Genomic DNA, 22,884 nt, shown 5'->3' with positions numbered 1-22,884 from the left:
CGCCATCAATGATCTGCGGCTTGCACGGCGGCACCCGACGTGACCAGGACTTCATGTTCATAGGCGCCCAGATGGCCATAATGGCCTTTGGGACTGAGATAGCCCACGATATGCACGCGCGGCTGCTGATAGCTTGAGTTGGGCGCCACCAGGCCGACGTCGCGCCATGCAGCGCCGCCGAAGGAGTTGAGCCACCATGCGCCGGCGTCAAGGTCGAGATCAGCACGGGCCGGTTGGAAAACGCTCTTTTCAAAGCCCCGCGACCAGACGCCATCGCGCTCGATGGCACGGTAGCCATAGCTTGCCATGATGCTGGCCCGTTCGGACGGATGATCGCGCCAATAGCGTTGGCCTTTCATGTAGGCATCGCGCATGGCGGCCGATTGCGTCACGATCCCGCCCGATGGATGGATCAAGCCTTGAAAGAACCATTGCGCGTAGTCGGCTGGCGGCGTGGATGCTTGCTTGTCCGTCGTCTGTGTTTGCGCAAACGCATGGGCGTATTCAAGAACGATATCGGGAATATTCGCTGCGTTCGCCTTGCCGGCAAGGGCAGTCAACAGCAGGAGTATGGAGATAGATCGTAGCATCGCTTTGCACCTTTCCATTAGTTAATGCTTATACGGGCGCCCGCCATTCCATCTTCTGCACCTGGATATGCGGATGGCTTTCCAGCGCTTCCCATACCGGTAAAAACACAAAGCCCTGTTTCTGATAAAACGCGGCCGCGCGGGCGTTCTCCGGCGCCACGTCGAGCACCAGGCGAGGTTGGCCATTGTTCACGGCGCATTGTTTCACGGCGTCGACCAGGCCCTGCGCCACGGCCATGCCCCGATATTCCTGATGTACCCACATGGCGATCAGGTGGCACTCGCCATTGCCGGCCACCACTTGCGCGGCAAGGCCGACGGCTTGCTCTCCATCAAAGGCGAGGAAAAACGTGCGCTGGGGCGTGCTGGTGGCGCGCTGCTGCCAGTCGGCATCGGAAAAACCGGCCGCGCTGGCGTGGCTGGCGCCAAAGGCTGTGGGCGCGTCGAGCAGGGCGGCCAGGCGCGTGGACTTCAGCGCCGGCCAGTCGGCGGCGCCGCAGGGGCGGATGATAATGTGATTCAAGTCTGCGACTTTCCTTAACTGGACGGTGCGTCCGTGGACAATGAAATCTTTTTGTACGCTTCCGCCAACATCGTGACGGTTGCCACGTCGTTCACGCTGCGCGCTTCGATGATCGTTTCGCCCGCAGTGATGGTGACATCGCCGTCAGCATAGCTGGCGGGAAAGCGCCGCTCCGTGATCTTGTTGCTGATGACATTGCGCGTATAGCGCAACGCCACGAGCCGCTCGCCTTCCTGTTTGATGACGACATAGTTCGGGACGGTGGTGCGTTCCAGTTTCCATGTGCCGATAAAGTCTTCGACAGGAGCGGCGCTGGCGTGCAGCGAGCAGCAGGCGGCCAGGGCGCCCGGGAGAAGTTTTTTCATGGTGTTGACAGCCTATGCAAGAGTGGCCCGCAGTGCAGGAAAATACGTCACATATGCTTGAATGGCGTGGCGCTTGTCCTTGGGATGGCGCCCGTCATTTAAGTATCTGGCAATATTAACAGGATCACTGCGTTGCTTGCCGCCGCTCGCATAATTTTGCTCACGCCGTGTTGTATGCGCGACCTGACAATTCCAACAGCGCCTTGGCCTGGGCTACCACCAGCAAGGCTGCGCGATAAAAGGCATCGGGCGAGGAGCTGATCTTGTCGACCAGGACTTCCGTGATCCACAAGCCGCTGCCTGCCAGATATTGCGGAAAAGCGCCGCTCCTTGCCTCGTGCAAGCCTTGCAGGATGGCGGCCTGGTATTCCTCGGGACACGCCACCCTCCAACGGATGCCAGCTTCCTGATTGTCATGAAATTGAATGCGCAATCCTGCCGTACGGAAGCGCCCGCCCAGGTGCTGGCTGAACCAAGCGAGGTGTTCTATCTGCAGGGGAACCTTGCTGTGCTGATTTGTCATGCAGGCAAGTCGATGTCAGCGTTTGGCATTAATGGCTGGATGGTAGTTGAGGCTGCCAGGCACCGGAAAAAACCGGCCGCGCCGGCGTGGCTGGTGGCGATGGTGGGGCGTATCGGCATGCTCAATTGAAAACGATCGCCGTCTTGTGCGCAATACTGAGCCGGCATGCCTCGTAAGCGGCCAGCCAGGCGACCAGTTCGCGTTCCAGGCCGTCTTCGGCGTCGATGCGCGCATTGATGCGGGCCGCTTCTTCATCGCTTAGTTCGTCGCCCAGCAGGAAGATGCCCAGCGCGGGCGCGACCGTGACCAGTTCAGCGCGCAGACTGTACGAGGAGCCCAGCATGCCGCCCAGCAGAGGGTGTTCCTCATCGGCAAAAATGACTTCCTCGAAGACGAGAGGAAAATAAAAACCTTCGCAATCGGAATGGCAGATCAGGTGGCTGTCAAAGTCATCCTGCGCGGCATCGAGCACCGGATCCTCCGTTGCATCCTCGCCCTCGGCCAATGGCGTGGCACGCCATTGCGCATCGAGGCGCGCATGGGCATACGCGCGGCGCAGGGTGTGCAGGAAGCTGTATGGAAAGGAATCGAGCATGACGCGCGAGTCCAGTTGCGGCAGCGTGGCCGGTTCGCTGTGCTGTGGCAGCCCCGCCTGTTGCAGTAGCGGATTGGCTTCTTCCAAAGCGGTGACGAGCCACTGCGCGCCTTCCGGGTCTTCTTCCTGCAGGTCGGCAAGGGCGCCGACCGAAATTGCCAATCCCATCATGAACTCCTCTAGTTGCAGCTGCGCATCAGTCTAAACCATTTGCCTTTGATCATCATTTACGATTGATCCCACACTTCGATGGTCAGCAGTTGACCGGGTTCACAGACGGCAATGCGATCCTGGTACACGGTAATGCAGCCGGGCCAGCCCGTCAGCTGGCCTTGCGGAAATTCGCCATCCTGCGCTTCGGCGATGCCCGCCTGCAGCAGGGGAACGATGTCGCTTGCCAGCGCCGTGTAGCGGTTGGGAAAGCCGTTGAACGCCAGCTGGGTCGCCCTGCCTTGCTGGCATAGTTGCGCGATCCAGTCCGCACCGAACAGGCCCGCTTCCCACGTGGCGAGAAATGCTTCCTTGTTGACTTTCGTCATATCGGCCATTTGCTGCGGCGTTTCTGTCGAGATAATGGTCCACCAGCCTGACATGGGTTGTCCTTGTGAAAAGTGAAAGTTAACGGGTCATGGCGCGGCGCAGCAGGTAGCTGAGGCCATCGACGGCGGCTACCATCAGCAGCATCGCGACGATGACGGTGGCGGCGTTCTGCATCTGGAACAGCGACAGGTGATATTTCAGCATCTGACCCAGGCCGCCCGCACCGACGACGCCGAGGATGGCGGCGGCGCGGATATTGTTTTCCCAGCGGTACAAGGTATACGACATCATTTGCGGCCCGCACTGCGGCAAGGTCGCGTACAGGAATGCCACGGCGGGCCGCGCGCCATTGATGCGCAAGGTGACGGCCGGCAAGGGCGGGCAATTCTCAAACGCATCGGCAAACAAACGGCCCAGCACGCCCATCGTGTGCAGCGCCAGCGCCAGGGTGCCCGCAAACGGGCCCAGGCCGGCGGCGATCAGCAAAATCGAAGCCCATACCAGTTCGGGAATCGAGCGCAGCACGTTGAGTATCGCGCGCGTGGCATTGCGCGCCACGTTGCCAAAACGGCCGCTGGCGGGCAGGGCCAGCAGTGCGCCCACGAGTGCCGCGATCACCGTGCCGATGGCCGACATGGCCAGGGTCTCGAACGTGGCGACGCCCACTTTCATGAGGAAGTTCGGCGCCAGCTCGGGCGGCGCGAAGCCGTGCAGGAAGTCGGCGCTCGTGCGCACGGCGTCGGCACTGAAGAACTCGCCCCATTTCAGGGGCAGGGTAGCGAAGCTGGCGATGACCAGCAGCAGCAAGCCGGCCAGCAAGGCCCAGGTCGACCAGCGCACGGGCGACGGGGTGGGCAGCATGGCGTCAAGATGATGCTTCATGCCAGCCTCCGGCGCAGCATGGCGGACACGGCGTCGGCACCCGCCACCAGCAGCACGAACACCATCAGCATCGTGGCCAGTTCGCTGCCCGCCATCATCTTCATCGATTCATCCATGCGCTGTCCAAGGCCGCCCGCGCCGACAAAACCCATGACGACGGAGCCGCGGATCGCACATTCCCAGCGGTAAATCGTGTACGACACCAGTTCGGCGGACGACTCGGGCAAGGCGCCGTACAGCAAGGCTTTCAAGCGGCCGCTGCCGTTGTGGAGCAGGGCGTTGCAGGCGGACGCATCCGACGACTCGAGGATTTCCGCGTAGACCTTGCCCAGCATGCCGCAATAAGTGAGCGCAATGGCGATCACGCCCGCCGTCGGTCCCAGGCCGACGATGCGCACCAACAGCAAGGCCCAGACCAGTTCCGGCACGCTGCGCAGCAACACCAGCAGCGCACGCACGCAATGGCGCAGGGTGGCAGCCAGCGGCGACACTCGGCCAGAGCCGATGCGCGAAATCGACAGCCGCTCCGTCACCAGCAAGGTCAAGGGGATGGCGCCCAGCATGGCCAGCGTCATGCCGGCCGTGGCCATGGCGATGGTTTCCCAGCTGGATACGGCCACCAGTTGCAGGAATTCCGGCGAGTGGGCGGGCGGCACGAAGCTGGCGATGAATTGCCAGGTGGCGGCCAGGCTTTGCGCATCCCATAAAATCCACGGCTTGAACTCGGCCTGCACCAGCATCGGCCACAGCACGAGCAGCACGACGGCGGCGCCGGTCAGGCGGCCGCGCCAGGCGGGGTCGCGCGGCATGGCGCTGCTCTTCAGCAAAGGGGCCTCGCGGCGTCCAAGTTCGCTTCCACGGCCTCGAATTGCGGGGCGGGGTCGGCCTTGTTGCGGTACAGCTGCTCTATCATGGCGTCGCTGACCTTGGCGCCAGGCAAGTCGAAGACGATCTGGCCATCGCGCAGTGCGACGATGCGCGTAAAGCAGGCGCGGGCGATTTCCACCTGGTGCAGGCTGCAGATCAGGGTAGCGTTGCGTTCCGTTGCTTCGGCCTGCAGCACATGGATCGTCTGCAAAGCCAGTGTGGGATCGAGCGCGGACAAGGGTTCGTCGACGAGGAACACTTCCGCGTTCGACACGAGCGCGCGGGCCATGCCGCAGCGCTGGCGTTCGCCGCCGGACAGGCGGTCGACACGCGCATACAGTTTGTCTTGCAGGTTGAATTTACCGAGCGCTTCCCACGCGGCGCGCGGGTCGACGGGCGCCAGCAGCGAGCGGATGGCCGTCCACAAACTCCATTGCGGCAAGCGGCCCGCCAGCACGGCGTTGACGACGCGCTGGCGCGGCGGCAGCGGCGGCGTTTGCGGCGCCAGGAATAATCGCGCGCGCAGGGCATGGCGCGGGGCGCTGCCGATCTGCCACGGAGAGCTGCCAAGGATGCTCAAGCGGCCCGATTCGGGGCGCAGCGCGCAGGCCAGGGTGTGCAGCAAGCTGGTCTTGCCGGCGCCGGAAGGGCCGATCAGGGCGATCTGTTCACCTTGGGCCACGTCCAGGTCCAGCTCGCGCAGCGCCAGCGCATTGCCGGCCGCGCCCGCGTGGTGGACGCTGACCTTGTGAAGTTGAAATGTCATGCGATGTTTCGGTTGTTTTGGGGCGGTGTCGGATTACGCGGCTGCGCCGCTAATCCGACCTACGCCATACAACGGACAGCGTAGGTCGGATTAGTCCGCAGGACGTAATCCGACAGGTTCGGCAATAAAGTTACTTCAACAACTTCGCATCGCGCGCGGCCGCTTCGATATCCTTGTAGTTCTCGGCCTTGGTCGGGATGAACTTGGTGGCGCGCTGCAATTCGAGGATTTCCTTGCCTTCGGCCGTGGATGGGTCCAGCGCCAGGAAGGCGTCCGTCAGCTTCTTGCGCACGACGGGGTTCATGTCGGCGCGCACGCTCCAGTTGTAGTCGTAGTAGCCTGGTGTCGTGTAGAACACGCGCACCTTGCTTGGATCGACCTTTTTCGCTTCGACCAGTTTTTCCCAAACAGAAATGTTCAAGGTGCCCGCATCGACCTTGCCGCCGGCCACTGCCGCCACGGTGGCGTCATGCGCGCCGGAAAACGCGATGCGTTTCATGTCCGTGTCCGGGTTGATCTTGGCCGCCAGCAAGTAGTAGCGTGGCATCAAGTGGCCCGAGGTCGACGATTCCGAACCGAACGTGAAATTCTTGCCCTTCAGGTCGGACAACTGGTTGATGTCTTTGCTGGTGGTCACAAAAACCGAGCGGAATTTCGTGTCTTCCTCGCGCTGCACCAGCGGCACGATCTTGCCGCCGCTGCGCACGTTCGCTTGCACGAAGGTAAAACCGCCGAACCAGACCATGTCGAGCTTGTTATTGATCAAGCCTTCCACGGACGCGGCGTAATCGGTGACGGGCGTAAATTCCACCTTCATGCCCAGCTTTTTCTCCAGGTAGCTGCCCAGCGGCTTGAACTTGCGCTGCAATTCCGTCGGCGCTTCGTCGGGGATGGCGGACACGCGCAGCACTTGCTGCGCCTGCGCCAGGCCGCTGTGGATGGCCAGGGTGGCGGCGACGGTGGCCAGGATGGCGGGGAACTTGTTGGAGAACGTGGTCATGGGAGTGCCTTTGCAAAAAAATTTGTTCATTAGATGACGGAAACCCCGCTCGTGCCTTCCAGCACGTCGCCGATCACCGTGGCGTCGGCAAAACCTTCTGCGCGGAAAATCGCCAGCACTTGCTCGACGGCTTCCGGCGCACAGGCCACCAGCAGGGGGCCGGCCGTTTGCGGGTCCGTCAAAATCGCCTTGTCGATGGCGCTCAGCTTGTCGGCCAGCGCCACTTGCGCGCCGTAGCCTTGCCAGTTGCGGCCGGAGGCGCCCGTGATGTTGCCGTTTTGCGCCAGTTGCCGCACTTGCGGCAGCAGCGGCACGTCAGCCATGGCGATGCGCGCCTGCAACTTGGCGCCGCGCGCCAGTTCCAGGGTGTGGCCCAGCAAGCCGAAACCCGTCACGTCCGTCAGCGCATGCACGCCATCGAGCAGGGCCAGTTTCTTGCCCGGGGTATTCAATTTGGTGGTGTTGTCGATCAGGGAAGCGTAACCGCCCGCGTCGAGTGCATTCTTCTTCAGCGCGGCCGACAAAATACCCACGCCGATCGGCTTGCCCAACACCAGTTTGTCGCCGGCGCGCGCGCCCGCGTTGCGTTTCACCTGCGACGGGTGGACCAGGCCCAGCACGACCAGGCCATAGATCGGCTCGACGGAATCGATGGTGTGGCCGCCCGCGATGGGGATGCCGGCCTGGGCGCAGATGGTTTCGCCGCCTTTTAAAATGAGACCGATGGTTTCCACCGGCAGCTTGTTGATCGGCATGCCGACCAGGGCCAGCGCCATGATGGGCGTGCCGCCCATGGCGTACACGTCGGAAATGGCATTGGTGGCGGCGATGCGGCCAAAGTCGAACGGATCATCAACGATGGGCATGAAAAAGTCCGTCGTGGCGATCAGCGCCTGCTCGTCGTTGAGCTGGTAGACGGCCGCATCATCCGAGGTTTCTATGCCGACCAGCAATTCCTTCGGCAGGGGAAAGCCGCCGCTGCCCTTTAAAATGTCGGCCAGCACGCCCGGCGCAATTTTGCAGCCGCAGCCGCCGCCATGGGCAAATTCGGTCAATCGGATCGGCGTATTAGGTGTTGCTGCGCTATCGGACATGGTCTTCATCCTGCTGAAATAAGTAAATGGGTGGCAAGCCAGGCATCACGCGGCGCTGGCGGTACGGTTGCCGCCGACGATAGCACATAATGCACGCGCGGCTTGCTCAAAGGCATGTTCCGAAATATCGGGCAAGACCAGTGGCGTCGCCTGGGCGTAGCGGCTGAAGTTGCGGGCGATCGACTGGCGGTAGACGGGGTCGTAATGCTGGACCAGCAATTCCTCCACCAGCTCGGCCATGCGGCCCGATGTGGCCAGCTGCTGCCAGTGGGCAATTTTCTCCTTGCCATGCAACTGCGTCAGCAGGGCCAGCTGCACGTTCAGGCGGGCCGGGTCGCCGACGAAATGTTCATAGTCTTGCATCAGTAATTGCACGCGCTGGTCCGTGGCCAGGCGCACGTCCGTGCAATCGGCCGCGCGCATCTTGTCCATCAGCGCATCGGGCACGCGCAAACGGCCCACTTTTTTGCTTTCCGATTCGATGAACACGGGCTGCTGCGGGTCGAAAGTGCGCAGTTGCTGCCATAGCGCGCTTTCAAACGCTTTTTGCGATGGCTGGTCTTCCTCGGGCAAGCCGCCCAGCACGGAACCGCGGTGGGCCGCCAATTGCTCCAGGTCGATCACTTGCGCGCCTTGCGTGTCCAGCACTTGCAGCAAGCGGCTCTTGCCGCTGCCCGTGGGGCCGCACAGCACGTTGATGAAGTCGAAGCGCTCGGGCAGGGTGGCCAGCTCGGCGTTCACGTGGCGGCGGTAATCCTTGTAGCCGCCCTCGAGTTGCGTGACGGGCCAGCCGATGCGCGCCAGGATGTGCGCCATGGCGCCGCTGCGGTTGCCGCCGCGCCAGCAGTAGATGAGCGGTTTCCAGTGCTGCGGGTGTCCAAGGAAACCCTCTTCGATATGCCGCGCGATATTTTTCGCCACCAGCGCCGCGCCCAGCTTCTTCGCTTCGAAGGCACTCGTCTGCTTATATAAGGTGCCCACGCGCACGCGCTGTTCGTCGTCCAGCACGGGCAGATTGATGGCGCCTGGCAAGTGGTCTTCCGCGAACTCGGACGGACTGCGCACATCGATGATGGCATCGAACTCGCTCAAGCGGGGCAGGATATCGCTGAAAGGCTGAATTGCGGGGTATTTCATCGTGGCGCGGGTGCTGGCAAGGGGAAAAACGTATTATCCCCGATAAACGCCCGTGCCGTCAGTCCCTGCAAGCAATGGATGCCAGGCGCTTCAAGCGGCATCCGTGCCCAAGGTGGCCAGTTCCGTGCTGGCCGCCCTCGCCATCAGGGCAATGACGACCGTGGCGTCGCCCGCGTCCAGGTCGCCGCTGACCTCGAGCAAATCGCTGACGAGAAAATTGACGGCATTGCGCACGCCTGAAATGCTGGCGGCGAGACCCTGGCAATCCGTGCCCAGCTGCTGGCACGCCGCTTTCATGCCATTGAAGGCGGCGATCTGGCCGTTCAAGCCGCCGATCTGGCCTTGCAGGTCGCTGACATCGGACTTCCATTTCAAGTACAGGCCCAGCGCCACGGCCAGGCCGACGAGGCCGAACGGACCCAGCGCCAGCAGATAGTAATAGCGCTTCTGCGCCGCATCGAGTTCGCTTTGCGCGTCGCCCAATTGCCCCTGCAAGGCCGTGCCCTGGCTTTGCAAGCCCGCTTCGACACCGGCAAGCTGGTTGAAATAGCCCATCAATTGCGCCGTTTGCGCCGTCAGCGTGCCGGCCGTGCCGTTGGCCGTGCCTTGCAGCTGCTGTGCCTGTTGTTGCAGGGCCGACATCGTCGCCTTGATATCGGGCAGCGGCGCTTGCGCCGACAGCATGGTTTGTACTTGCGCCAGCTGCGGCGTTGCCGCCTGGACGAAGGCGGCAACAGCCTGTTGCAGCGCGCGCGTCTGCGTCACCATGGGCTGGATCAAGGCGTTGCAGCCGGCCTGGATCTGCTGGGCGGCTGGCGGCAAGCCACCGAGGGCCGCGATCTGCTGCTGCGCGGCCAGCAGGTTGGCGAGGGTTTGCGTCAGCAGGCCGGCCATGGCGCTCACGCCGCCGCGGCAACGGCCGCTTCGCCCACCGTCTGGCCCTTGGGCGCGACGATGCTGGTGACGCCCGTCATCTGGCCCTTGATGGTGGTGATGTCCGTGGTGACGGCTTGCATTTCCGTGTTGGCGGCCGTCAGGAACAGGGTGCGGATGGTGTCGGTGTTTTGTATGCCTTGCTGCAGGTCGCTGATCAGGCTGCCGAGGTCGCTGCTGAGAAATTCCCACGCGTTTTCCATCTGGGTAGCCGATTGCACGGCGGCCTGCACCTGGTTCGACAGACTGGCATAGCCGCTGCTGATGCCCGTGGCCAGCTTGACTTCGGCCGTCAGCGACGCTTCCTGTCCCAGCAAGGTCGCCTTTTCATCGTTGAGGTTTTTCAGGGTGATGGCCGACGCCACTTCGCCGCCTATGCCGGCGGCCACGACGGCAACACCGGCCACCACGAGCGGCGTCGACGTGCCTGCCGTGACGAAATCGGCCACGCCGCCGACGACGACCATGAAGGTGCCGCCCACGATGGCCAGGCCGCTCAGCACGGTGCCGGCAATGGCGCCGTCGATCTGCCCCTGGATGGTGCCGAGCTGGCTGTTGATGGAGTTGAGCACGCCATTGTCGCCATTCACTGCCGCGTTCAAGTCGCTGACGGTGCTGGCGAACGAGGCGGAATCCGTGGTCAGGTTGTCGTGCAAGGTCTGCAGGGCGCTGACGACGCCATTCGCGGCCGTCTGGTATTGCCGGGATTGCTGTTGCAGCGCCGTCAGGGTGGCGATCCATTGCGCCTCCGTCGAGCCGGTTGGCAAGGCCGTCAGCACGGCATTGTTGAGCGCGTAGTAATTGCCGATATTGGCGATGTTGGCAATGATCGTGGGCTGGATGACATTCAGGTAGGCCGTGGCGTGGGTTTGCGCCTGGCCCAGGCCATCGTTGATTTGCGACTGGTATTTCAGCAAATTGGCATCACCCGAAAAATCCACGCTGGGCTGCTCGTTGATGCTGTTGGCGTAGGTTTGTATCAGCAATGCTTGTGAACACTGCGATTTGTTGGCGGTGCTGATGCCTTGTGCAGCCTGGTTTTGATTCGACATGCGCGGCTCCTGGTCGGATGGTTCATTGTGTGGGCGGTCGGATAAACAAGCGGTGGCGCACCGTTCAGGAAGCGCCTGTCATGGCTTGCTCCAGTGGCGCCAGGCTGGCGGCCAGCAACTGCCACGCCGTGTTGGCGTAATCGAGCTGCCCGCCCAGCGTTTCGGCGTCGGCGCTGCTGGCCATGCCGGCGACGGCATCGGCAAAGGCGGCCAGGCCGGCGCTGATGCCCGTCGCTGGCGGCGCTTGCGGCGACTGGCCCCAGTCCTCGGCCAGCACCTGGGCCGTATCGAGTGCGTTGTGAAAGGCGCTACTGAACTGGCTGTTCTGTACTTGCACCACCTTGGCCACGGCCACCAGCGCATCGGCGCCGGCCAGCTGCTGATAGGCGCTGGCCAGCAGGGCATTGTTGGCGTTCAGGGCCGCGCGGGCCTGGGCCGTTTCGGCCACGCCCTGTTCCGCCGCATCGATGCCTTGCACCACGAAGTCGCCCGATGGCGCGGCATCGCCGCTGCCAGCCTTGGCATCGCCCTGCGCATCGCTGATGGTGGTCATGGTCTTGACGATCAATTCCGTGACGGCAGCGCCCGTCTTGTTGGCGCCGGCGACGATATCGGCGATATTCGTGTTGATGGCGGCCTTCAGCTGGTCGATGCTGGCCGAGGATGCGCTGGCAGCGGCGCCCAGGGCGGCGATAGTGGCGGACAGCGCCGTGTTGAAGCCCGCGTTGAGCGGCGCCAGTTCGCCGGCGATGACGCGCATGTCGCCCGTCAGCGCCTGGGCCTGCTGGTTGATGTGCCCCGATTGCGCCGCCAGTTGCCGGTAGACCTGCGCGAGGTCGGCCCGCGTGGCGGCATCCAGCGCCGCTTGCGCCAGCCGGGGTCGTTGCAGTTGGTAGGCGGCGTTCCATAATGCGGCAAAGGCCGTCGCCTGGCTCAGCAAACCGATGTAGGCGGGCAAGATGCGGTCGCCGGCGGTCATCGCCCGGCTCTTCATTTGCGACTGGAACTGGCTGACCTGGTAGGCCAGGCCGGCATCGACTTGCGCGTCAAGGTCGAGATTGGCCTGCTGCTCCAGCAGATTGGCGGCCGTCTGCGTGAACAGGAACTGGTCGCTGGCGGAAAAATAGTCGACTTGCAGGGCCTGCGGCCCTGGATTGGATGTGCTTGCCATAGGGTTTCCGGGAGGGTGGGCGAACGGGACTCCGCACACTATCGCCCAACCCGCGCTTGCCGCTTTGACCTGCCGCAATCGCGCCGAGGGAACCCTAGCCCAATAATCTGCCCAGCAGCGGCGCCAGCAGCACCGTCACGACGCCGGAGAAAATCATCGTCAGGCTGGCCACGGCACCTTCTTCCGTGCCCACCCGGCGCGCCACGGACAGGCCAAAGCCGTGCGCGGCCGCGCCATACGGTGCGCCACGGGCAATGCGCATGCGCAAGGGCAGCAGTCTCAGCAGCGGTTTGCCCAGCATCAGGCCGAACAGGCCGGTCATGACGACGAAGATGCCCGTCAGCTGGGCCGAGCCGCCCATGTGGCGCGACGCTTCCAGCGCGAACGGCGTCGAGACAGACCTGGCCAGCAGGCTGCGGGCCATGTCACCATGCACGCCCATCACCCGGTCCAGCAGCAAGGTGGCGGCGACCGATGCGACGATGCCGGCGCAGCTGCCCAGCGACAGGGCCAGCCAGTGCTTGCGGATCAGCTTGCGCTCCTGGAAGATAGGTAGCGCGAAGGCGATGGTGGCCGGTCCCAGCAGCCACGGCAGCCAGCGCGTCTCGCCGAAATACGTGGCGAACGGCGTCGAGGTTGCCTGCACGATGATGATCAGTAACGCCGAGGTGCAAATGGCGGGCGTGAGCAAAAAATGCGGATGGCGGCGATGCAGCGCCTGGTTGGCGTAGAACAGCACCAGAGTCAGCAGCAAGAACAGCAGGGACAGGAGCACGGTATTCATGCCTGCGCCCTGGTGGTGCGCTGGCGCAGCAGTTTTTTCAGGCGCAAGCTGCGTTCATAGCGGCACACCCATTCCACGGTGAAGGCCGTGGCCAGCATCACGCTGGCAAAGCCCAGGCCGATATTTACGAACAGCATTACACCCTGTGACTTCAACAGCTGCGTAAATTGCACCACGGACACGACCAGCGGGATAAAGAACAGCAGCATATTGGCCAGCAGCCAGTTCGCGCCCAGTTCGATGGCGGCAGGCCGCACCCAGCCCGCCAGCAGCAAGGCCACCAGCACGAACAGGCCCACGACGCCGCCGGAGAATGGCAAGTGCAGGGCGGAGGCGGCCTCGTCGGCCAGCCACCAGGCGGCGATCAAGATGCCCACTTGCCACACGGTTTGCGCGGGCTGGCGCCAGGCAGGGACGGAGAGTGGGGCGGTAGTGGAATAAGGGACGGCTTTCACGGCAGGGCTTTCTAGCGGCAGGGGGAAGGTTTCATTGTAGGGACCCCGCATCAAAAGATAAAATGACTTAAACTCATGATTATCATTCGAGTTTGGAATGCATCATGGATATCCGCTCCCTGCGCTACTTCGTCGAAGTCGTCGAGCAAGCCAGTTTTACGCGCGCGGCCGCCAAGCTGCACGTGACGCAGCCCACCGTCAGCAAGATGATCGCCCAGCTGGAACAGTCGCTGGACCTGGCCTTGCTCGACCGGGCCGGTAAACGTTTTACCCTGACGGACGCGGGCAAGGTGGTGCTGTCGCGCGCGCATGAACTGCTGGCCCTGCACGGGGAACTGAAGGTGGAATTGCGCGACCTGCAGCAGCTGGAGCGGGGGGAATTAAGAGTCGGCGTGTCGCCGCAAACGCACTCGACCCTGGCGCCGTGGCTGGCCGAGTACCACCAGCGCTATCCCGGTATCGAGCTGAAGATGTACGAAAGCGGCACGCAGGCGATCGAGCGCGACTTGCGCACCGGCACGGTGGAACTGGGCACCATGCTCGATTACCCGGGCAATGCGGCCACCTGGCAGGATTTCGAAGCCTTGCCCCTCGTGCGTTCGCCGCTGTGCCTGCTGGCCGCGCCCGGCTCGCAGTGGCAGGGGCGCGCTTCCGTGGCCCTGGCCGAGCTGGCCGACAGCCCCTTCATTTTCTATGGCGCCGCGTTTGCCCTGAACGACATCGTGCAGGATGCCTGCCAGCGGGCCGGGTTCGCGCCGCGCATCACGGGCCGCAGTGGCCAGTGGGATTTCATTGCTTCACTGGTACAGCTGGGCGTGGGCATCTGCCTGCTGCCGAAGATGTATTGCGATACCCTGGATCAAGCGCAATTTACAGTCATTCCCCTCGATGGCCCGCCCGTGGAGTGGAATCTGATGCTGGCCTGGCGCCGCGGAGGGCGGCTGTCGTTTGCCGCCCGGGCCTGGCTCGAGCTCGTCAGGGCGCGCATGGCGCAGCCCGGGCGATTACAATAGCCGCTCGCCAACCACCGCCAAGCATATGAAGAACACAGGTAAAACCAGACTGAAACGCACGGCAGGCTCGCTGCTGCTGGGATTGTTATGCACGGTGGGACTGATGAGCGAAATGGGCTATGCCCAGGCCGCCATTCCCGTGTATGGCTATTTCGTCAAGAATACCTACCCGCACGATCCCCAGGCATTTACGCAGGGCTTGCTGTTCAAGGATGGCCATCTGTATGAAAGCACGGGCCAGAACGGCCAGTCTTCCTTGCGCAAGGTGGAATTGACGACGGGCAAGGTCCTGCAGAAAAGCATGCTCGACAAAAAAGTGTTTGGCGAAGGCATCACGGACGTGGGCGATGAAATCCTCGGCCTGACCTGGGTGTCGAAGACCGGCTATGTGTTCGACCAGAAAACGTTCAAGCTCAAGCGCACCTTCAGCTACCAGGGCGAAGGCTGGGGCCTGGCCAGCGATGGCAAAGCCGTCTACATGAGCGATGGCAGCTCCGGCATCCGCGTGCTCAATCCGAAAACCCTGGCCGAGGTGCGCCGCTTCGAGGTGAAGGCCGAGGGCCGGCCCATCGAGCGCCTGAATGAACTGGAAATGGTCGACGGCGAGCTGTACGCCAATGTGTGGGGCGCGGACGTGATCGCCCGCATCGATCCGGCCAGCGGCAAGGTCGTCGGCTGGATTGACCTGACGGGCTTGCTGCCGCCGGAACAGCGGGGCACGGCCAATCCCGATGCCGTGCTCAACGGCATCGCCTGGGATGCACGGGGCAAGCGCCTGTTTGTGACGGGCAAACTGTGGCCGAAACTGTTCGAGATCGAGCTGATCGAAATCCAGCGCCGTTGATGTTTCCAATTGGGCAGTGTTGCTGGCGAGGAATCGTTTAGAATTCTGATTCTTCGCCCGGTGCGACCTTTACAGGATGCCATGCTGTCCCTCTCTTTATGCCGCCTGGCGGCCACCGCCAGCCTGCTTGCCGCCGTCTGGCCCGCCGCACAGGCGCAGACGCCCAACATGCCGGTGGTCAGGCAATACGGCGACTTTGCCGTCACGAATGGCCGTTACGACGCTCTCGTCACCTTGTCTTTCCGCCGGCACGGCTACTGGCCCGGCGGCGCGCGCGAAGTGGTGGAAGTGCGGCCCATCAAGGCCACGCACGAAGGCCAGCCCATGCTGCTGGCCTTTACCAAAGGCTATACGGGCCAGGGCACGATACTGATCGGCGTGCAGAATGGCGAACCGCTGATGCGCCCCATCAGTCCCTTGCAGCGCGACAATATGGTGCGCACGGAACGCGATCCCGAATGGGGCGTGCCGCAGCCTGGCCGTCCCGAGATGCTGCTGTTTCCCCGCGACGGCCGCGCGCTCGATACGGGCACGGGCGAACTGCTGTGGTTTGACGTGCCGGGCAACGTCAGCGGCGACTATCCGCGTGCCATGCTGGTTTCCGTCTCGCCCGACGGGCGGCGCGGCGCCTATCTGACGAATGCGCTGACGAAGGTGGGCATCATCGTCGCCACGCGCGACGACGGCGTCGCCGGCGTGCTGGCCTTGCCTCCCGATACCTATCAACGGTGGCTCAAACCCTTGTCGGAGGCCGCTTTCGCGCAGGCGGGCGCCGCCATCAAGGCGGGCCAGGGCCGCACGGATTCGATCCGCATCCGGCGCGAACTGGAGCTGGCCTGGTTCGGCCAGCAATTTCAATGGAAACAAGGCAAGAACGGCTTGCAAGTGACGGGGCTGGGCCTCATTTCCGCGCCGCCGGAAGGAAAACAGCCATGACAATATCTCAATTGATCGCCGGCTGCTTCGCCGCCTCCCTGCTGGCCGGCTGCGTGCACGGCGAAACGTTCCCCAAGTATTATCTGGCGCAAGATATCGACAAGCAGCAAGCCTTGCTGGAACTGGACGTGGTCTTCGGCAAAGAGCCCGATGACAAGCTGACGTCGCGCGTGACGGCGCGCAATACCGTCGAGTACACGGGCGCGCCGCATATCGTCGTGCCGTTTTACCAGAAGGGACTCGGCTTCGACCAGGGGTTTGCCGGCACCTATATCTTTGGCGTCGTGTATCCGGTTGCCAAGGTCGAGACGGCGACGGCCAGCAGCCGCGTCTTTGGCCAGAAACTGGATGGCCAGCAGCCGGGCAACCCGCGCTACCGCTTCCGCGTGCCGGGCAAGGCGCAGTGGAACAGCAATGAAACCTTCATGCTGAGCTTTGAGCGCAAGGGCCGCCGCGAAGAAATCACTTTCCGCTTCAGCAACGAGCAAAGCTGCCCGTCCGCCTTCCTGGCCACCACGCCACACTATGGTTTTCCCATCAAGGTCGTCGCCACGTTCAAGGACAACAAAGGCTGTCTGAAAGTGTGCGACAGCCGCGAGCAGTGGCCCGGCTTTTGCGCCTTCCAGCCGCCGCCTGCCGCCTGACTATCACCATGCAAGCCACGCGCCGGCGCCTGCCGGTGCGGCGCTTATACACGCGCGCGTTTTGCCGATTCTATTCAATTGTCATCAAATGACAGCTGAAAACGCCTATTTTCACGATGTAAGGCGGTCTGCATTGACCCATGATCAGCGCATAAATCTTGCCGCAAAAGTATCTTTCCCAGGCGTATGATTTCTTTGCCGTAATCAGCGCGCGCAGATGGCGCGGCCCGGCCCGATATCCGAAACGCATCCTTCCTGTGGAGAGACAGAATGAAAATGCCCGTTTTAGGAAGCACCCAGCCCGCCATCAGCAACCGTCCGCTCGACATGCTGGCCACCGACACGGCCGCCGTGCGCGCCATCGCCCAGGCGGCCGTCAGCGTGGAACTGTTCACCATTCCCCTGTACATGGCCACCATGTATTCGATCCAGGGCACGCACCAGATCAACTCGAAAGGCATCACGTATTACGAAGGCCGCCAGTGGCCGGGCATGGGCACCACGGCCCGCCCCGAACTGGCCGAGCAGAAAGCCTTCAACATCATCTTCAGCGTCTTCATCCAGGAAATGCTGCACCTGCAGATGGCGGCCAACCTGGCCACGGCCATCGGCACGGCGCCGTGCTTCACGGGGTCGGAGCTGCAATCGCAGGACCACGGCTGGACCTGCTACGGCGAGCACTGCACGGTGATCCCGCACATCGTCGACTTGCAGGACACGTCCGGCTACCGCCACGTGCGCGTCAACCTGGAAGAACTGAACGACAACCAGTGCGACCTGTTCCTCGCCATCGAGCAGCCGGAACAGCAGGCCCGCGCCCAGCTGGCCGAGTTCGATAGCCAGGATCACACGAAGTACTTCCCGGAAGTGCCGCTGCCGGGCTGGACGCCGGGCAAGCACGTGCACGATCTGCCCCTGTTCGGCACCATCGGCTATATGTACGAATGCTATGCGCGCTACATCGGCATCGAATACACGGATGGCCAGACCCTGTGGCAAAAACTGTTCGTCAACGGTTCGGTGCAGCAGGACATGTTCAACAGCCGTGTCCAGGGCCATGCGCGGGCGGAATTTCCCCGCTTCGATACCTGCTTCGGCCCGCAGGACCAGGATGGCGGCCAGACGGGCTCGTTCAACAAGGCCATCGACATGATGGCGGCCATCACGGACCAGGGCGAGGGCAGCGAAGCGGCCATCCAGCGCTACCGCCGGGACGCGGCGCAGCGCCTGATGGCCGTGCAGCCCGACTACCGCGAAGACCTGGCCGCCTTGCAGTGCGATTACCCGTCCTACGCGAACAATGGCAAGGAGGCCGAATCGCGCGACGCCCAGGCGCGCCACGACAGCGCCCCGTTCGACCATTACGAGCGCTTCGGCCAAGTGAAAGCCATGCTGCCCGTGAAGACCTGGGCCGGCTGGCACAGGGAAGGCCAGCGCTGGAGCGAGGCCATGCTGACCAACGAGCGCTACAATCCGGCCACCGCGCCCAAAAACATCCCCGCGCCGGCCGCCGTGGCGGGCGCCCTGAACCGTCTGAAGGATACCGGCGGCACCTTGGGAATGCTGAGCACGGTGGCCACGGGCGCCATCTACGGCATCACTTCCGTGCTGGACCAGTACTGGCTGAACCAGCAACTGGACTTCCCGTATCCGTCGATGGTGGGCGCGGGCGACCGCATGGCCATCTGCTGGGCCGTGCTGGGCCAGGCGCCGAACCTGGCGACGGGCGTGCCGCTGGCCGACAAGAGCGTGCTGTACCACGCTTGCCAAGGCATGTACCTCGAGGGCGAAGCGTCGTCCACCTGCGCCGCGCTGGCCGTCTACCATACGTGCCGCGGCTCGAACGGCTGCCACGCCCAAGGCGGCTGCGGCTTTGCCCAGGCCGATACGGGCGGCTCGTCCTGCGGTCACTCGGTCAAGGCCGCCGCAGCGCCGGGCTCGCCGTGCTACGTGCCGCCACCGCCGCCGGCGGACGATAAAGTCTACAGCGCGCCCAGCGACAATAAATGCGCGAGCTTCGGCGGCTGCGCCGTGCCGATTTCGGCCTCGCAGCTGTATCCGAACACCACGGGCAAGGAACCGCCCGAGCCCGCCACCATGACCTTGTACGATTTCGGTCCCGCACCCGGGCACCGCGGCAAGCCGCTGGGCCAGAGCATGAGCTTTACGCTGGGCGACAATGTCTACGACAAGGCCTGGGAAGCCTACGGCAAGGTGATGGCGGCGCGCGGCACGCCGGTGGGAACGCCGCCGGCGCCCACCGACCTGCGCCTGGCCTTGCCGCCGTCGACCTGATGCGGGGCATCCTGCACGAGGCGCGGCCGCGCCTGGGCCTGCCGAATCTGGGCCTGGGCGTGGGACTGCGCCCGCCGCACTACGAGCACATCGTGCGCCATGGACCGCAGGTGGACTGGTTCGAGATCATCAGCGAGAATTTCATCGACAACCACGGCTATGCGCGCCACGTGCTCGAGCAGGTGGCGGCGCAGGTGCCCATCGTCATGCATGGCGTGTCGCTGTCGATCGGCAGCAGCGATCCCCTGAGCCTGGCCTACCTGCGCAAGCTGCGCCAGCTGGCCGCCGAGATCCGGCCCGCGTGGATTTCCGACCATCTGTGCTGGACGGGCGCCGCCTCGCTCAACAGCCACGACCTGCTGCCGCTGCCGCTGGACGAAGCCATCCTGCGTCACGTGGCGGGCAGAGTGCGGCAGGTGCAGGAATTCCTCGGCCGTCCCCTGATCCTGGAAAACCCCAGCACCTATGTGGAGTTTGCCCAGTCCAGCATGCCGGAATGGGAATTCCTGGGACGGCTGGCCGAGGACACGGGCTGCGGGCTCTTGCTCGACGTCAACAATGTCCACGTCAGCGCGCATAACCACGGCTATGATGCGGCCGCCTATATCCGCCAGTTGCCGCACGACCACATCGTGCAGATCCACCTGGCCGGGCCGACCGTCTGCGGCGCCATGCTGATCGATACCCACGATGCGCCCGTGCCGGCCGCCGTCTGGCGCCTGTATGCGCTGGCGCAGCAGCTGACGGGCGGCGTGTCGGCCCTGCTGGAATGGGATGCGGAGATTCCCCCGTATCCGCAACTGCTGCTTGAACTGGACAAGGCGCGCGCGGCGGTGCGGGGCGAATTTACGGACGCGGCGCCAGCCAAGGTTGCCGCCGCCGTCTCCACGCCGCTGGGCTTTCACCTGGAGGCGGCCCATGCGCCGTAACGGCCTGCCGCTGGCGCAATTGCAGGCCTGGTTCCTGACGGCCATGACGGCGCCCGGCGGCGCCGTGCACGGGGCGCAGCTGGCCAGCGAGCGCCACGGCCTGATGCAGGAGCAAGTGCTGAAACGGGCGCGGGGCGGGCCGGCGCCGCTGCACATCCATGCGGACGCCTACGTGCAGCGCCTGCTCGAATGCCTGCAGGCCGACTATCCCGTCTTGCGCAAGGTCATGGGTGACGAGCTGTTCGCGTTCTTTGCCCGCGCCTATGTGTGGCGCCACCCGTCCGCTTCTCCCACCTTGTATGACCTGGGCGGCGGCTTCGCGGACTTTCTCGCCGCCAGCCAGCGCGGCGCCGGGGCACAGGGAGACGCCTTGCGCTTTGCCGTCGAACTGGCGCAGCTGGAGCGGGCGCACAGCGAGGCGGGCAGGGCGCCGGGGCTGGAAAAACGGCCGCCGCCAATCTTGCCTTCCGGCCTGGACTTGATGCTGGGAATGGCGCCGGCCTGGCGCTTGGCGCCGTACGCGCGGCTGCTGGCCCTGTCGTTCCCTTTGTGCTCTTTCTGGCAACAGGCGCAAGCCGCGCCCGACGACGCCGTGCCGGCCCAGCCGGATGCCAGTCCCGCCTTTGTCGCCATTTCGCGCCTGCATTACCGGCTAGCCATGCAGGAGTTGCCGCCGTGGCAGTTTTACTGCCTGCAGGCGCTGGCCGGCGGCGCGCCGCTGGCGCAGTGCGCGCGGCAGGCGGCGCAATCGAGCGGCAGGGAGCCGGATGAAGTGCTGGCCGACGCCATGCTGTGGCTGCCCATGGCGGCCGCGGCCGGGCTGGTCACCACCGAAGCGTGAGCGGGAAGCGGCGGACGCAAAAAAGGCCGATGAAAATCGGCCTCGATGACACTGCAGGAACAACTGCAAGTATTGCTTAACGGTAAAACGCTTCGACTTTGCCCTTGAGCTTGATCTGCAGCGGACGGCCGCGGCGGTCGAGCGACTTGGTGGAAGCGACCTTGATCCAGCGTTCGCTGATGCAATATTCTTCCACGTCAAGACGTTCCTTGTCGTTGAAGCGGATGCCGACGTCGTTCTCGAACACGGCTGCAACGTGATAAGGGCTGCTAGGGTCGATCGACAGGCGATCGGGCAATGGGGGTAAGGTGGTGGTATCGTTCATGGCCGTCATTATCGCCCAAAATGCGGTTCCAGACAACGGCCTTTCGCGTGCCGGCTATCTGGCCGGACGCGAAATGGCGGGTTCGGCCGTGTGCGTGGAGGGTGACGGTGGTAATGAGGAACCGTGCTGCGTTCCCGTCGGGTCGGCCAGCTGGATGGTCGTGCCGTGCTGCCAGGCATCGGCCCCGTCTATGATGGCTGGCGCGGCGATATCGGCCCGCTGCCGGCGTTTTTCGGCCGAATCGATGCGGAAACGGCGGTCGCGCGCGGCAACCATGGCGGCGTCGGCCTGGCCATCGGCCGTAAAACCCATCATCAGTTGCGGCACGCCCAAGGGCAAGGTCTTGTGTACATCCGTGTGCCAGGTATGCCAGGTCTTGCCATACGTGGCGACGAGTTTTTGCATCAAGGCCTTCTCGGCCACGGCGGGAATGCCGGGAGCGATCAGCTGACCTGATTTGACTTCATGCACATGGCTGTGCCACAGCGCTTTTTCCGCCGCAGGCAAACCTTGGTACAGCCGGGCGCTGACGATGTATTCGACGCCCATCAGCTTGGCATCCTTGACATTGCCATCGTAGATCACGCACTGGATCAGCTCTTCATTGACGATGGCGCAATAATGGTGCGCTTCCATCTGGCCGCGCAGATTGCCATTATAGAAATGAAAACCGTCAAGGTAGGCGTTCAGCGCCGCAATCGGCGGCCGGGCTTGCAATGCGTCGGCACCCGCGTCCAGCACGCGCGTGGAGACCCCGGCCGGTGCGCCCGGAGCCTCCACGTTCGATGCCGTATTCCTGGCGCCGCAGGCGGCAAGGCCCATGGCCAGCCCGGCGCACAGCATGGCCGTCAGTGCTTTCATATCAAGAAGGCGCCTCGGGCCATGCCACCGGGATCAGGATTTGTCGTCATTCTTGTGGCTTTGACGTCCCGCTTCCACGTGCTGCTCATGCGTGCCGCCGCGCGTGCCCGTGCCGGAACCCGATTGCTGGCCCGACTGTTGGCCCGATTGCTGCGAGCCCGATTGCTTGTCGCCGTCATTCTTGTGGCTTTGGCGGCCCGCTTCGACATGCTGCTCGTGCGTGCCACCTTGGGTACCGCCCGACGATTGGCGGGTGCCGGACTGTTTGTCCGACTGCTGGCTGCCCGATTGGCCCGATTGCTGTTTGTCCGATTGGCCGCCCGATTTGTCGTTGCTGTTCGAAGTCATGGTCATGTCCCCTATGGTTGGTTTGCGTAATCATCCGGTCCAACATTGGCTGCACCGTTGAGACCATTCTCGCTGCCTGCGTCGGACTTAGCCATAGGGACACGACTTGTCGCCACGTAGGAAAACTCCGGCGTAGCAGACAACCATTTCTAGATTGCTATTACAGATGCCGCGTTTCCCGCGGCGGCGCATGCCACTCGTCATGCCGGCCATCGACAAAGGCGACGGGCACTTGCGCCAGCTCGGCGGCCGATGCGTCATCGAGGCAGTTGACGCCGATGCCGACGAACGGGCCGCTGCGGGGAGAATCGCCGCGGCCGAACGGACGCACGCCGCAATGGCGGCAAAAATAATGGCGCTCGCGGCGCGCGCCGAAACGGTACTCGCTCAGCTCGCCTTCACCGGCCAGCAGGCGAAAATCCGCGGGCGGGACCAGGCTGGCCCAGCAGCGGATTTTCAGGCAGTAGGAACAGTTGCAGCGCAGGCTGGGGGCCGCCAGGTCGATCTCGGCCGCGAAGCGCACGGCGCCGCAGTGGCAACTGCCATGGTAGGTTTTTTTCATGCAAGCCAC

General features: G+C 63.7%; 29 protein-coding genes. 8 read left to right on the top strand and 21 right to left on the bottom strand.

Annotated elements, in window-relative coordinates:
- Window positions 1-5: 5 nt before the first annotated feature.
- The 4 genes from IGS55_RS03435 to IGS55_RS03420 all read right to left on the bottom strand — a co-directional run bounded on the left by IGS55_RS03435 (window position 6) and on the right by IGS55_RS03420 (window position 1,863).
- Complete coding sequence (locus tag IGS55_RS03435) at window positions 6-608, bottom strand: hypothetical protein (RefSeq protein WP_230516012.1); 603 nt, start codon at window positions 606-608, stop codon at window positions 6-8.
- A 10-nt stretch (window positions 609-618) separates the two neighbouring features.
- Window positions 619-1,113: a GNAT family N-acetyltransferase gene (locus tag IGS55_RS03430; protein WP_230516011.1), complete on the bottom strand. Its 495-nt coding sequence runs from the start codon at window positions 1,111-1,113 to the stop codon at window positions 619-621.
- Between the two features lie 14 nt (window positions 1,114-1,127).
- On the bottom strand, window positions 1,128-1,478 hold the full coding sequence (locus IGS55_RS03425) for a hypothetical protein (protein ID WP_230516010.1): 351 nt from the start codon (window positions 1,476-1,478) through the stop codon (window positions 1,128-1,130).
- Between the two features lie 160 nt (window positions 1,479-1,638).
- Window positions 1,639-1,863 (bottom strand): hypothetical protein, encoded by a 225-nt coding sequence (locus IGS55_RS03420; protein WP_230516009.1) that lies wholly within the window; start codon window positions 1,861-1,863, stop codon window positions 1,639-1,641.
- A 30-nt stretch (window positions 1,864-1,893) separates the two neighbouring features.
- Between IGS55_RS03420 and IGS55_RS03415 the strand changes: the two genes are divergently transcribed.
- On the top strand, window positions 1,894-2,130 hold the full coding sequence (locus IGS55_RS03415; protein WP_230516008.1) for a hypothetical protein: 237 nt from the start codon (window positions 1,894-1,896) through the stop codon (window positions 2,128-2,130).
- Here the strand turns inward: IGS55_RS03415 and IGS55_RS03410 are convergent.
- The 13 genes from IGS55_RS03410 to IGS55_RS03350 form a co-directional block, all read right to left on the bottom strand.
- Window positions 2,123-2,767 carry a hypothetical protein gene (locus tag IGS55_RS03410; protein WP_230516007.1) on the bottom strand — a complete coding sequence of 215 codons (645 nt, stop codon included), beginning with the start codon at window positions 2,765-2,767 and terminating at the stop codon, window positions 2,123-2,125. The two genes, IGS55_RS03415 and IGS55_RS03410, sit on opposite strands and share 8 nt — an antisense overlap.
- A gap of 56 nt (window positions 2,768-2,823) precedes the next feature.
- Complete coding sequence (locus tag IGS55_RS03405) at window positions 2,824-3,189, bottom strand: hypothetical protein (RefSeq protein WP_230516006.1); 366 nt, start codon at window positions 3,187-3,189, stop codon at window positions 2,824-2,826.
- A gap of 25 nt (window positions 3,190-3,214) precedes the next feature.
- On the bottom strand, window positions 3,215-4,018 hold the full coding sequence (gene phnE / locus IGS55_RS03400; protein ID WP_230516005.1) for a phosphonate ABC transporter, permease protein PhnE: 804 nt from the start codon (window positions 4,016-4,018) through the stop codon (window positions 3,215-3,217).
- A complete protein-coding gene (locus tag IGS55_RS03395; protein WP_230516004.1) occupies window positions 4,015-4,827 on the bottom strand; it encodes a PhnE/PtxC family ABC transporter permease in 813 nt (270 codons plus the stop codon). Before IGS55_RS03395 ends, phnE begins: the two co-directional genes overlap by 4 nt.
- Window positions 4,828-4,838: 11 nt before the next feature.
- On the bottom strand, window positions 4,839-5,651 hold the full coding sequence (locus IGS55_RS03390) for a phosphonate ABC transporter ATP-binding protein (protein WP_230516003.1): 813 nt from the start codon (window positions 5,649-5,651) through the stop codon (window positions 4,839-4,841).
- A 130-nt stretch (window positions 5,652-5,781) separates the two neighbouring features.
- A complete protein-coding gene (locus tag IGS55_RS03385) occupies window positions 5,782-6,651 on the bottom strand; it encodes a putative selenate ABC transporter substrate-binding protein (RefSeq protein ID WP_230516002.1) in 870 nt (289 codons plus the stop codon).
- A gap of 29 nt (window positions 6,652-6,680) precedes the next feature.
- On the bottom strand, window positions 6,681-7,745 hold the full coding sequence (gene selD / locus IGS55_RS03380; protein WP_230516001.1) for a selenide, water dikinase SelD: 1,065 nt from the start codon (window positions 7,743-7,745) through the stop codon (window positions 6,681-6,683).
- Between the two features lie 45 nt (window positions 7,746-7,790).
- Complete coding sequence (mnmH, locus tag IGS55_RS03375) at window positions 7,791-8,882, bottom strand: tRNA 2-selenouridine(34) synthase MnmH (protein ID WP_230516000.1); 1,092 nt, start codon at window positions 8,880-8,882, stop codon at window positions 7,791-7,793.
- 90 nt (window positions 8,883-8,972) lie between these two features.
- Window positions 8,973-9,776, bottom strand: coding sequence for a hypothetical protein (locus tag IGS55_RS03370; protein ID WP_230537134.1), 804 nt, complete (start codon window positions 9,774-9,776; stop codon window positions 8,973-8,975).
- A gap of 5 nt (window positions 9,777-9,781) precedes the next feature.
- A complete protein-coding gene (locus tag IGS55_RS03365; RefSeq protein ID WP_230515998.1) occupies window positions 9,782-10,867 on the bottom strand; it encodes an HBL/NHE enterotoxin family protein in 1,086 nt (361 codons plus the stop codon).
- A 64-nt stretch (window positions 10,868-10,931) separates the two neighbouring features.
- Window positions 10,932-12,038 (bottom strand): hypothetical protein, encoded by a 1,107-nt coding sequence (locus IGS55_RS03360; RefSeq protein ID WP_230515997.1) that lies wholly within the window; start codon window positions 12,036-12,038, stop codon window positions 10,932-10,934.
- A 94-nt stretch (window positions 12,039-12,132) separates the two neighbouring features.
- Window positions 12,133-12,822, bottom strand: a complete 690-nt coding sequence (locus IGS55_RS03355; RefSeq protein WP_230515996.1) for an LrgB family protein — start codon at window positions 12,820-12,822, stop codon at window positions 12,133-12,135.
- On the bottom strand, window positions 12,819-13,277 hold the full coding sequence (locus IGS55_RS03350) for a CidA/LrgA family protein (RefSeq protein WP_230515995.1): 459 nt from the start codon (window positions 13,275-13,277) through the stop codon (window positions 12,819-12,821). The genes IGS55_RS03355 and IGS55_RS03350 overlap by 4 nt, the downstream gene beginning before the upstream one ends.
- Before the next feature lie 104 nt (window positions 13,278-13,381).
- On the opposite strand from IGS55_RS03350, the gene IGS55_RS03345 reads away from it, so the two are divergent.
- From IGS55_RS03345 to IGS55_RS03315, 7 genes are all read left to right on the top strand, one after another.
- Window positions 13,382-14,290: a LysR family transcriptional regulator gene (locus IGS55_RS03345; RefSeq protein ID WP_230515994.1), complete on the top strand. Its 909-nt coding sequence runs from the start codon at window positions 13,382-13,384 to the stop codon at window positions 14,288-14,290.
- Between the two features lie 25 nt (window positions 14,291-14,315).
- The gene (locus tag IGS55_RS03340) at window positions 14,316-15,134 is read left to right on the top strand and encodes a glutaminyl-peptide cyclotransferase (RefSeq protein WP_230515993.1); all 819 of its coding nucleotides are present in this window, start codon (window positions 14,316-14,318) and stop codon (window positions 15,132-15,134) included.
- Between the two features lie 81 nt (window positions 15,135-15,215).
- A complete protein-coding gene (locus IGS55_RS03335) occupies window positions 15,216-16,070 on the top strand; it encodes a hypothetical protein (protein WP_230515992.1) in 855 nt (284 codons plus the stop codon).
- The gene (locus tag IGS55_RS03330; protein WP_230515991.1) at window positions 16,067-16,714 is read left to right on the top strand and encodes a hypothetical protein; all 648 of its coding nucleotides are present in this window, start codon (window positions 16,067-16,069) and stop codon (window positions 16,712-16,714) included. The genes IGS55_RS03335 and IGS55_RS03330 overlap by 4 nt, the downstream gene beginning before the upstream one ends.
- 270 nt (window positions 16,715-16,984) lie before the next feature.
- Window positions 16,985-19,009, top strand: coding sequence for a ferritin-like protein (locus tag IGS55_RS03325; protein WP_230515990.1), 2,025 nt, complete (start codon window positions 16,985-16,987; stop codon window positions 19,007-19,009).
- Window positions 19,009-19,938: an MNIO family bufferin maturase gene (gene bufB / locus IGS55_RS03320; RefSeq protein WP_230515989.1), complete on the top strand. Its 930-nt coding sequence runs from the start codon at window positions 19,009-19,011 to the stop codon at window positions 19,936-19,938. Before IGS55_RS03325 ends, bufB begins: the two co-directional genes overlap by 1 nt.
- Window positions 19,928-20,779: an HvfC/BufC N-terminal domain-containing protein gene (locus IGS55_RS03315; RefSeq protein WP_230515988.1), complete on the top strand. Its 852-nt coding sequence runs from the start codon at window positions 19,928-19,930 to the stop codon at window positions 20,777-20,779. The genes bufB and IGS55_RS03315 overlap by 11 nt, the downstream gene beginning before the upstream one ends.
- Before the next feature lie 76 nt (window positions 20,780-20,855).
- On the opposite strand, the gene IGS55_RS03310 is transcribed toward IGS55_RS03315, so the two are convergent.
- The 4 genes from IGS55_RS03310 to IGS55_RS03295 all read right to left on the bottom strand — a co-directional run bounded on the left by IGS55_RS03310 (window position 20,856) and on the right by IGS55_RS03295 (window position 22,875).
- Window positions 20,856-21,104: a DUF3297 family protein gene (locus IGS55_RS03310; protein WP_010398340.1), complete on the bottom strand. Its 249-nt coding sequence runs from the start codon at window positions 21,102-21,104 to the stop codon at window positions 20,856-20,858.
- Window positions 21,105-21,158: 54 nt separating this feature from the next.
- Complete coding sequence (locus IGS55_RS03305) at window positions 21,159-21,965, bottom strand: OBAP family protein (protein WP_230515987.1); 807 nt, start codon at window positions 21,963-21,965, stop codon at window positions 21,159-21,161.
- A 33-nt stretch (window positions 21,966-21,998) separates the two neighbouring features.
- Window positions 21,999-22,313 (bottom strand): hypothetical protein, encoded by a 315-nt coding sequence (locus tag IGS55_RS03300; protein ID WP_051990946.1) that lies wholly within the window; start codon window positions 22,311-22,313, stop codon window positions 21,999-22,001.
- A 160-nt stretch (window positions 22,314-22,473) separates the two neighbouring features.
- A complete protein-coding gene (locus tag IGS55_RS03295) occupies window positions 22,474-22,875 on the bottom strand; it encodes a GFA family protein (RefSeq protein ID WP_230515986.1) in 402 nt (133 codons plus the stop codon).
- Window positions 22,876-22,884 lie beyond the last annotated feature (9 nt).

It is taken from the genome of Janthinobacterium sp. EB271-G4-3-2 (assembly GCF_020858035.1).
GTDB lineage: Bacteria > Pseudomonadota > Gammaproteobacteria > Burkholderiales > Burkholderiaceae_D > Janthinobacterium > Janthinobacterium aestuarii.
Note: the sequence above shows the minus strand (reverse complement) of the source record. Positions and strands in the feature narration are given on the sequence as shown.

What these genes read in the sequence shown, in the direction of transcription:
- IGS55_RS03365 (WP_230515998.1), bottom strand. Translation starts at nt 10,867, where the DNA reads ATGTCGAATCAAAACCAGGCTGCACAAGGCATCAGCACCGCCAACAAA.
- IGS55_RS03300 (WP_051990946.1), bottom strand. Translation starts at nt 22,313, where the DNA reads ATGACTTCGAACAGCAACGACAAATCGGGCGGCCAATCGGACAAACAG.
- IGS55_RS03315 (WP_230515988.1), top strand. Translation starts at nt 19,928, where the DNA reads ATGCGCCGTAACGGCCTGCCGCTGGCGCAATTGCAGGCCTGGTTCCTG.
- IGS55_RS03325 (WP_230515990.1), top strand. Translation starts at nt 16,985, where the DNA reads ATGAAAATGCCCGTTTTAGGAAGCACCCAGCCCGCCATCAGCAACCGT.
- IGS55_RS03435 (WP_230516012.1), bottom strand. Translation starts at nt 608, where the DNA reads ATGGAAAGGTGCAAAGCGATGCTACGATCTATCTCCATACTCCTGCTG.
- IGS55_RS03410 (WP_230516007.1), bottom strand. Translation starts at nt 2,767, where the DNA reads ATGATGGGATTGGCAATTTCGGTCGGCGCCCTTGCCGACCTGCAGGAA.
- IGS55_RS03405 (WP_230516006.1), bottom strand. Translation starts at nt 3,189, where the DNA reads ATGTCAGGCTGGTGGACCATTATCTCGACAGAAACGCCGCAGCAAATG.
- IGS55_RS03295 (WP_230515986.1), bottom strand. Translation starts at nt 22,875, where the DNA reads ATGAAAAAAACCTACCATGGCAGTTGCCACTGCGGCGCCGTGCGCTTC.
- IGS55_RS03385 (WP_230516002.1), bottom strand. Translation starts at nt 6,651, where the DNA reads ATGACCACGTTCTCCAACAAGTTCCCCGCCATCCTGGCCACCGTCGCC.
- IGS55_RS03390 (WP_230516003.1), bottom strand. Translation starts at nt 5,651, where the DNA reads ATGACATTTCAACTTCACAAGGTCAGCGTCCACCACGCGGGCGCGGCC.
- selD (WP_230516001.1), bottom strand. Translation starts at nt 7,745, where the DNA reads ATGTCCGATAGCGCAGCAACACCTAATACGCCGATCCGATTGACCGAA.
- IGS55_RS03415 (WP_230516008.1), top strand. Translation starts at nt 1,894, where the DNA reads ATGAAATTGAATGCGCAATCCTGCCGTACGGAAGCGCCCGCCCAGGTG.
- IGS55_RS03360 (WP_230515997.1), bottom strand. Translation starts at nt 12,038, where the DNA reads ATGGCAAGCACATCCAATCCAGGGCCGCAGGCCCTGCAAGTCGACTAT.
- phnE (WP_230516005.1), bottom strand. Translation starts at nt 4,018, where the DNA reads ATGAAGCATCATCTTGACGCCATGCTGCCCACCCCGTCGCCCGTGCGC.
- IGS55_RS03395 (WP_230516004.1), bottom strand. Translation starts at nt 4,827, where the DNA reads ATGCCGCGCGACCCCGCCTGGCGCGGCCGCCTGACCGGCGCCGCCGTC.
- IGS55_RS03355 (WP_230515996.1), bottom strand. Translation starts at nt 12,822, where the DNA reads ATGAATACCGTGCTCCTGTCCCTGCTGTTCTTGCTGCTGACTCTGGTG.
- bufB (WP_230515989.1), top strand. Translation starts at nt 19,009, where the DNA reads ATGCGGGGCATCCTGCACGAGGCGCGGCCGCGCCTGGGCCTGCCGAAT.
- IGS55_RS03370 (WP_230537134.1), bottom strand. Translation starts at nt 9,776, where the DNA reads ATGGCCGGCCTGCTGACGCAAACCCTCGCCAACCTGCTGGCCGCGCAG.
- IGS55_RS03345 (WP_230515994.1), top strand. Translation starts at nt 13,382, where the DNA reads ATGGATATCCGCTCCCTGCGCTACTTCGTCGAAGTCGTCGAGCAAGCC.
- IGS55_RS03310 (WP_010398340.1), bottom strand. Translation starts at nt 21,104, where the DNA reads ATGAACGATACCACCACCTTACCCCCATTGCCCGATCGCCTGTCGATC.
- IGS55_RS03340 (WP_230515993.1), top strand. Translation starts at nt 14,316, where the DNA reads ATGAAGAACACAGGTAAAACCAGACTGAAACGCACGGCAGGCTCGCTG.
- mnmH (WP_230516000.1), bottom strand. Translation starts at nt 8,882, where the DNA reads ATGAAATACCCCGCAATTCAGCCTTTCAGCGATATCCTGCCCCGCTTG.
- IGS55_RS03425 (WP_230516010.1), bottom strand. Translation starts at nt 1,478, where the DNA reads ATGAAAAAACTTCTCCCGGGCGCCCTGGCCGCCTGCTGCTCGCTGCAC.
- IGS55_RS03330 (WP_230515991.1), top strand. Translation starts at nt 16,067, where the DNA reads ATGACAATATCTCAATTGATCGCCGGCTGCTTCGCCGCCTCCCTGCTG.
- IGS55_RS03305 (WP_230515987.1), bottom strand. Translation starts at nt 21,965, where the DNA reads ATGAAAGCACTGACGGCCATGCTGTGCGCCGGGCTGGCCATGGGCCTT.
- IGS55_RS03335 (WP_230515992.1), top strand. Translation starts at nt 15,216, where the DNA reads ATGCTGTCCCTCTCTTTATGCCGCCTGGCGGCCACCGCCAGCCTGCTT.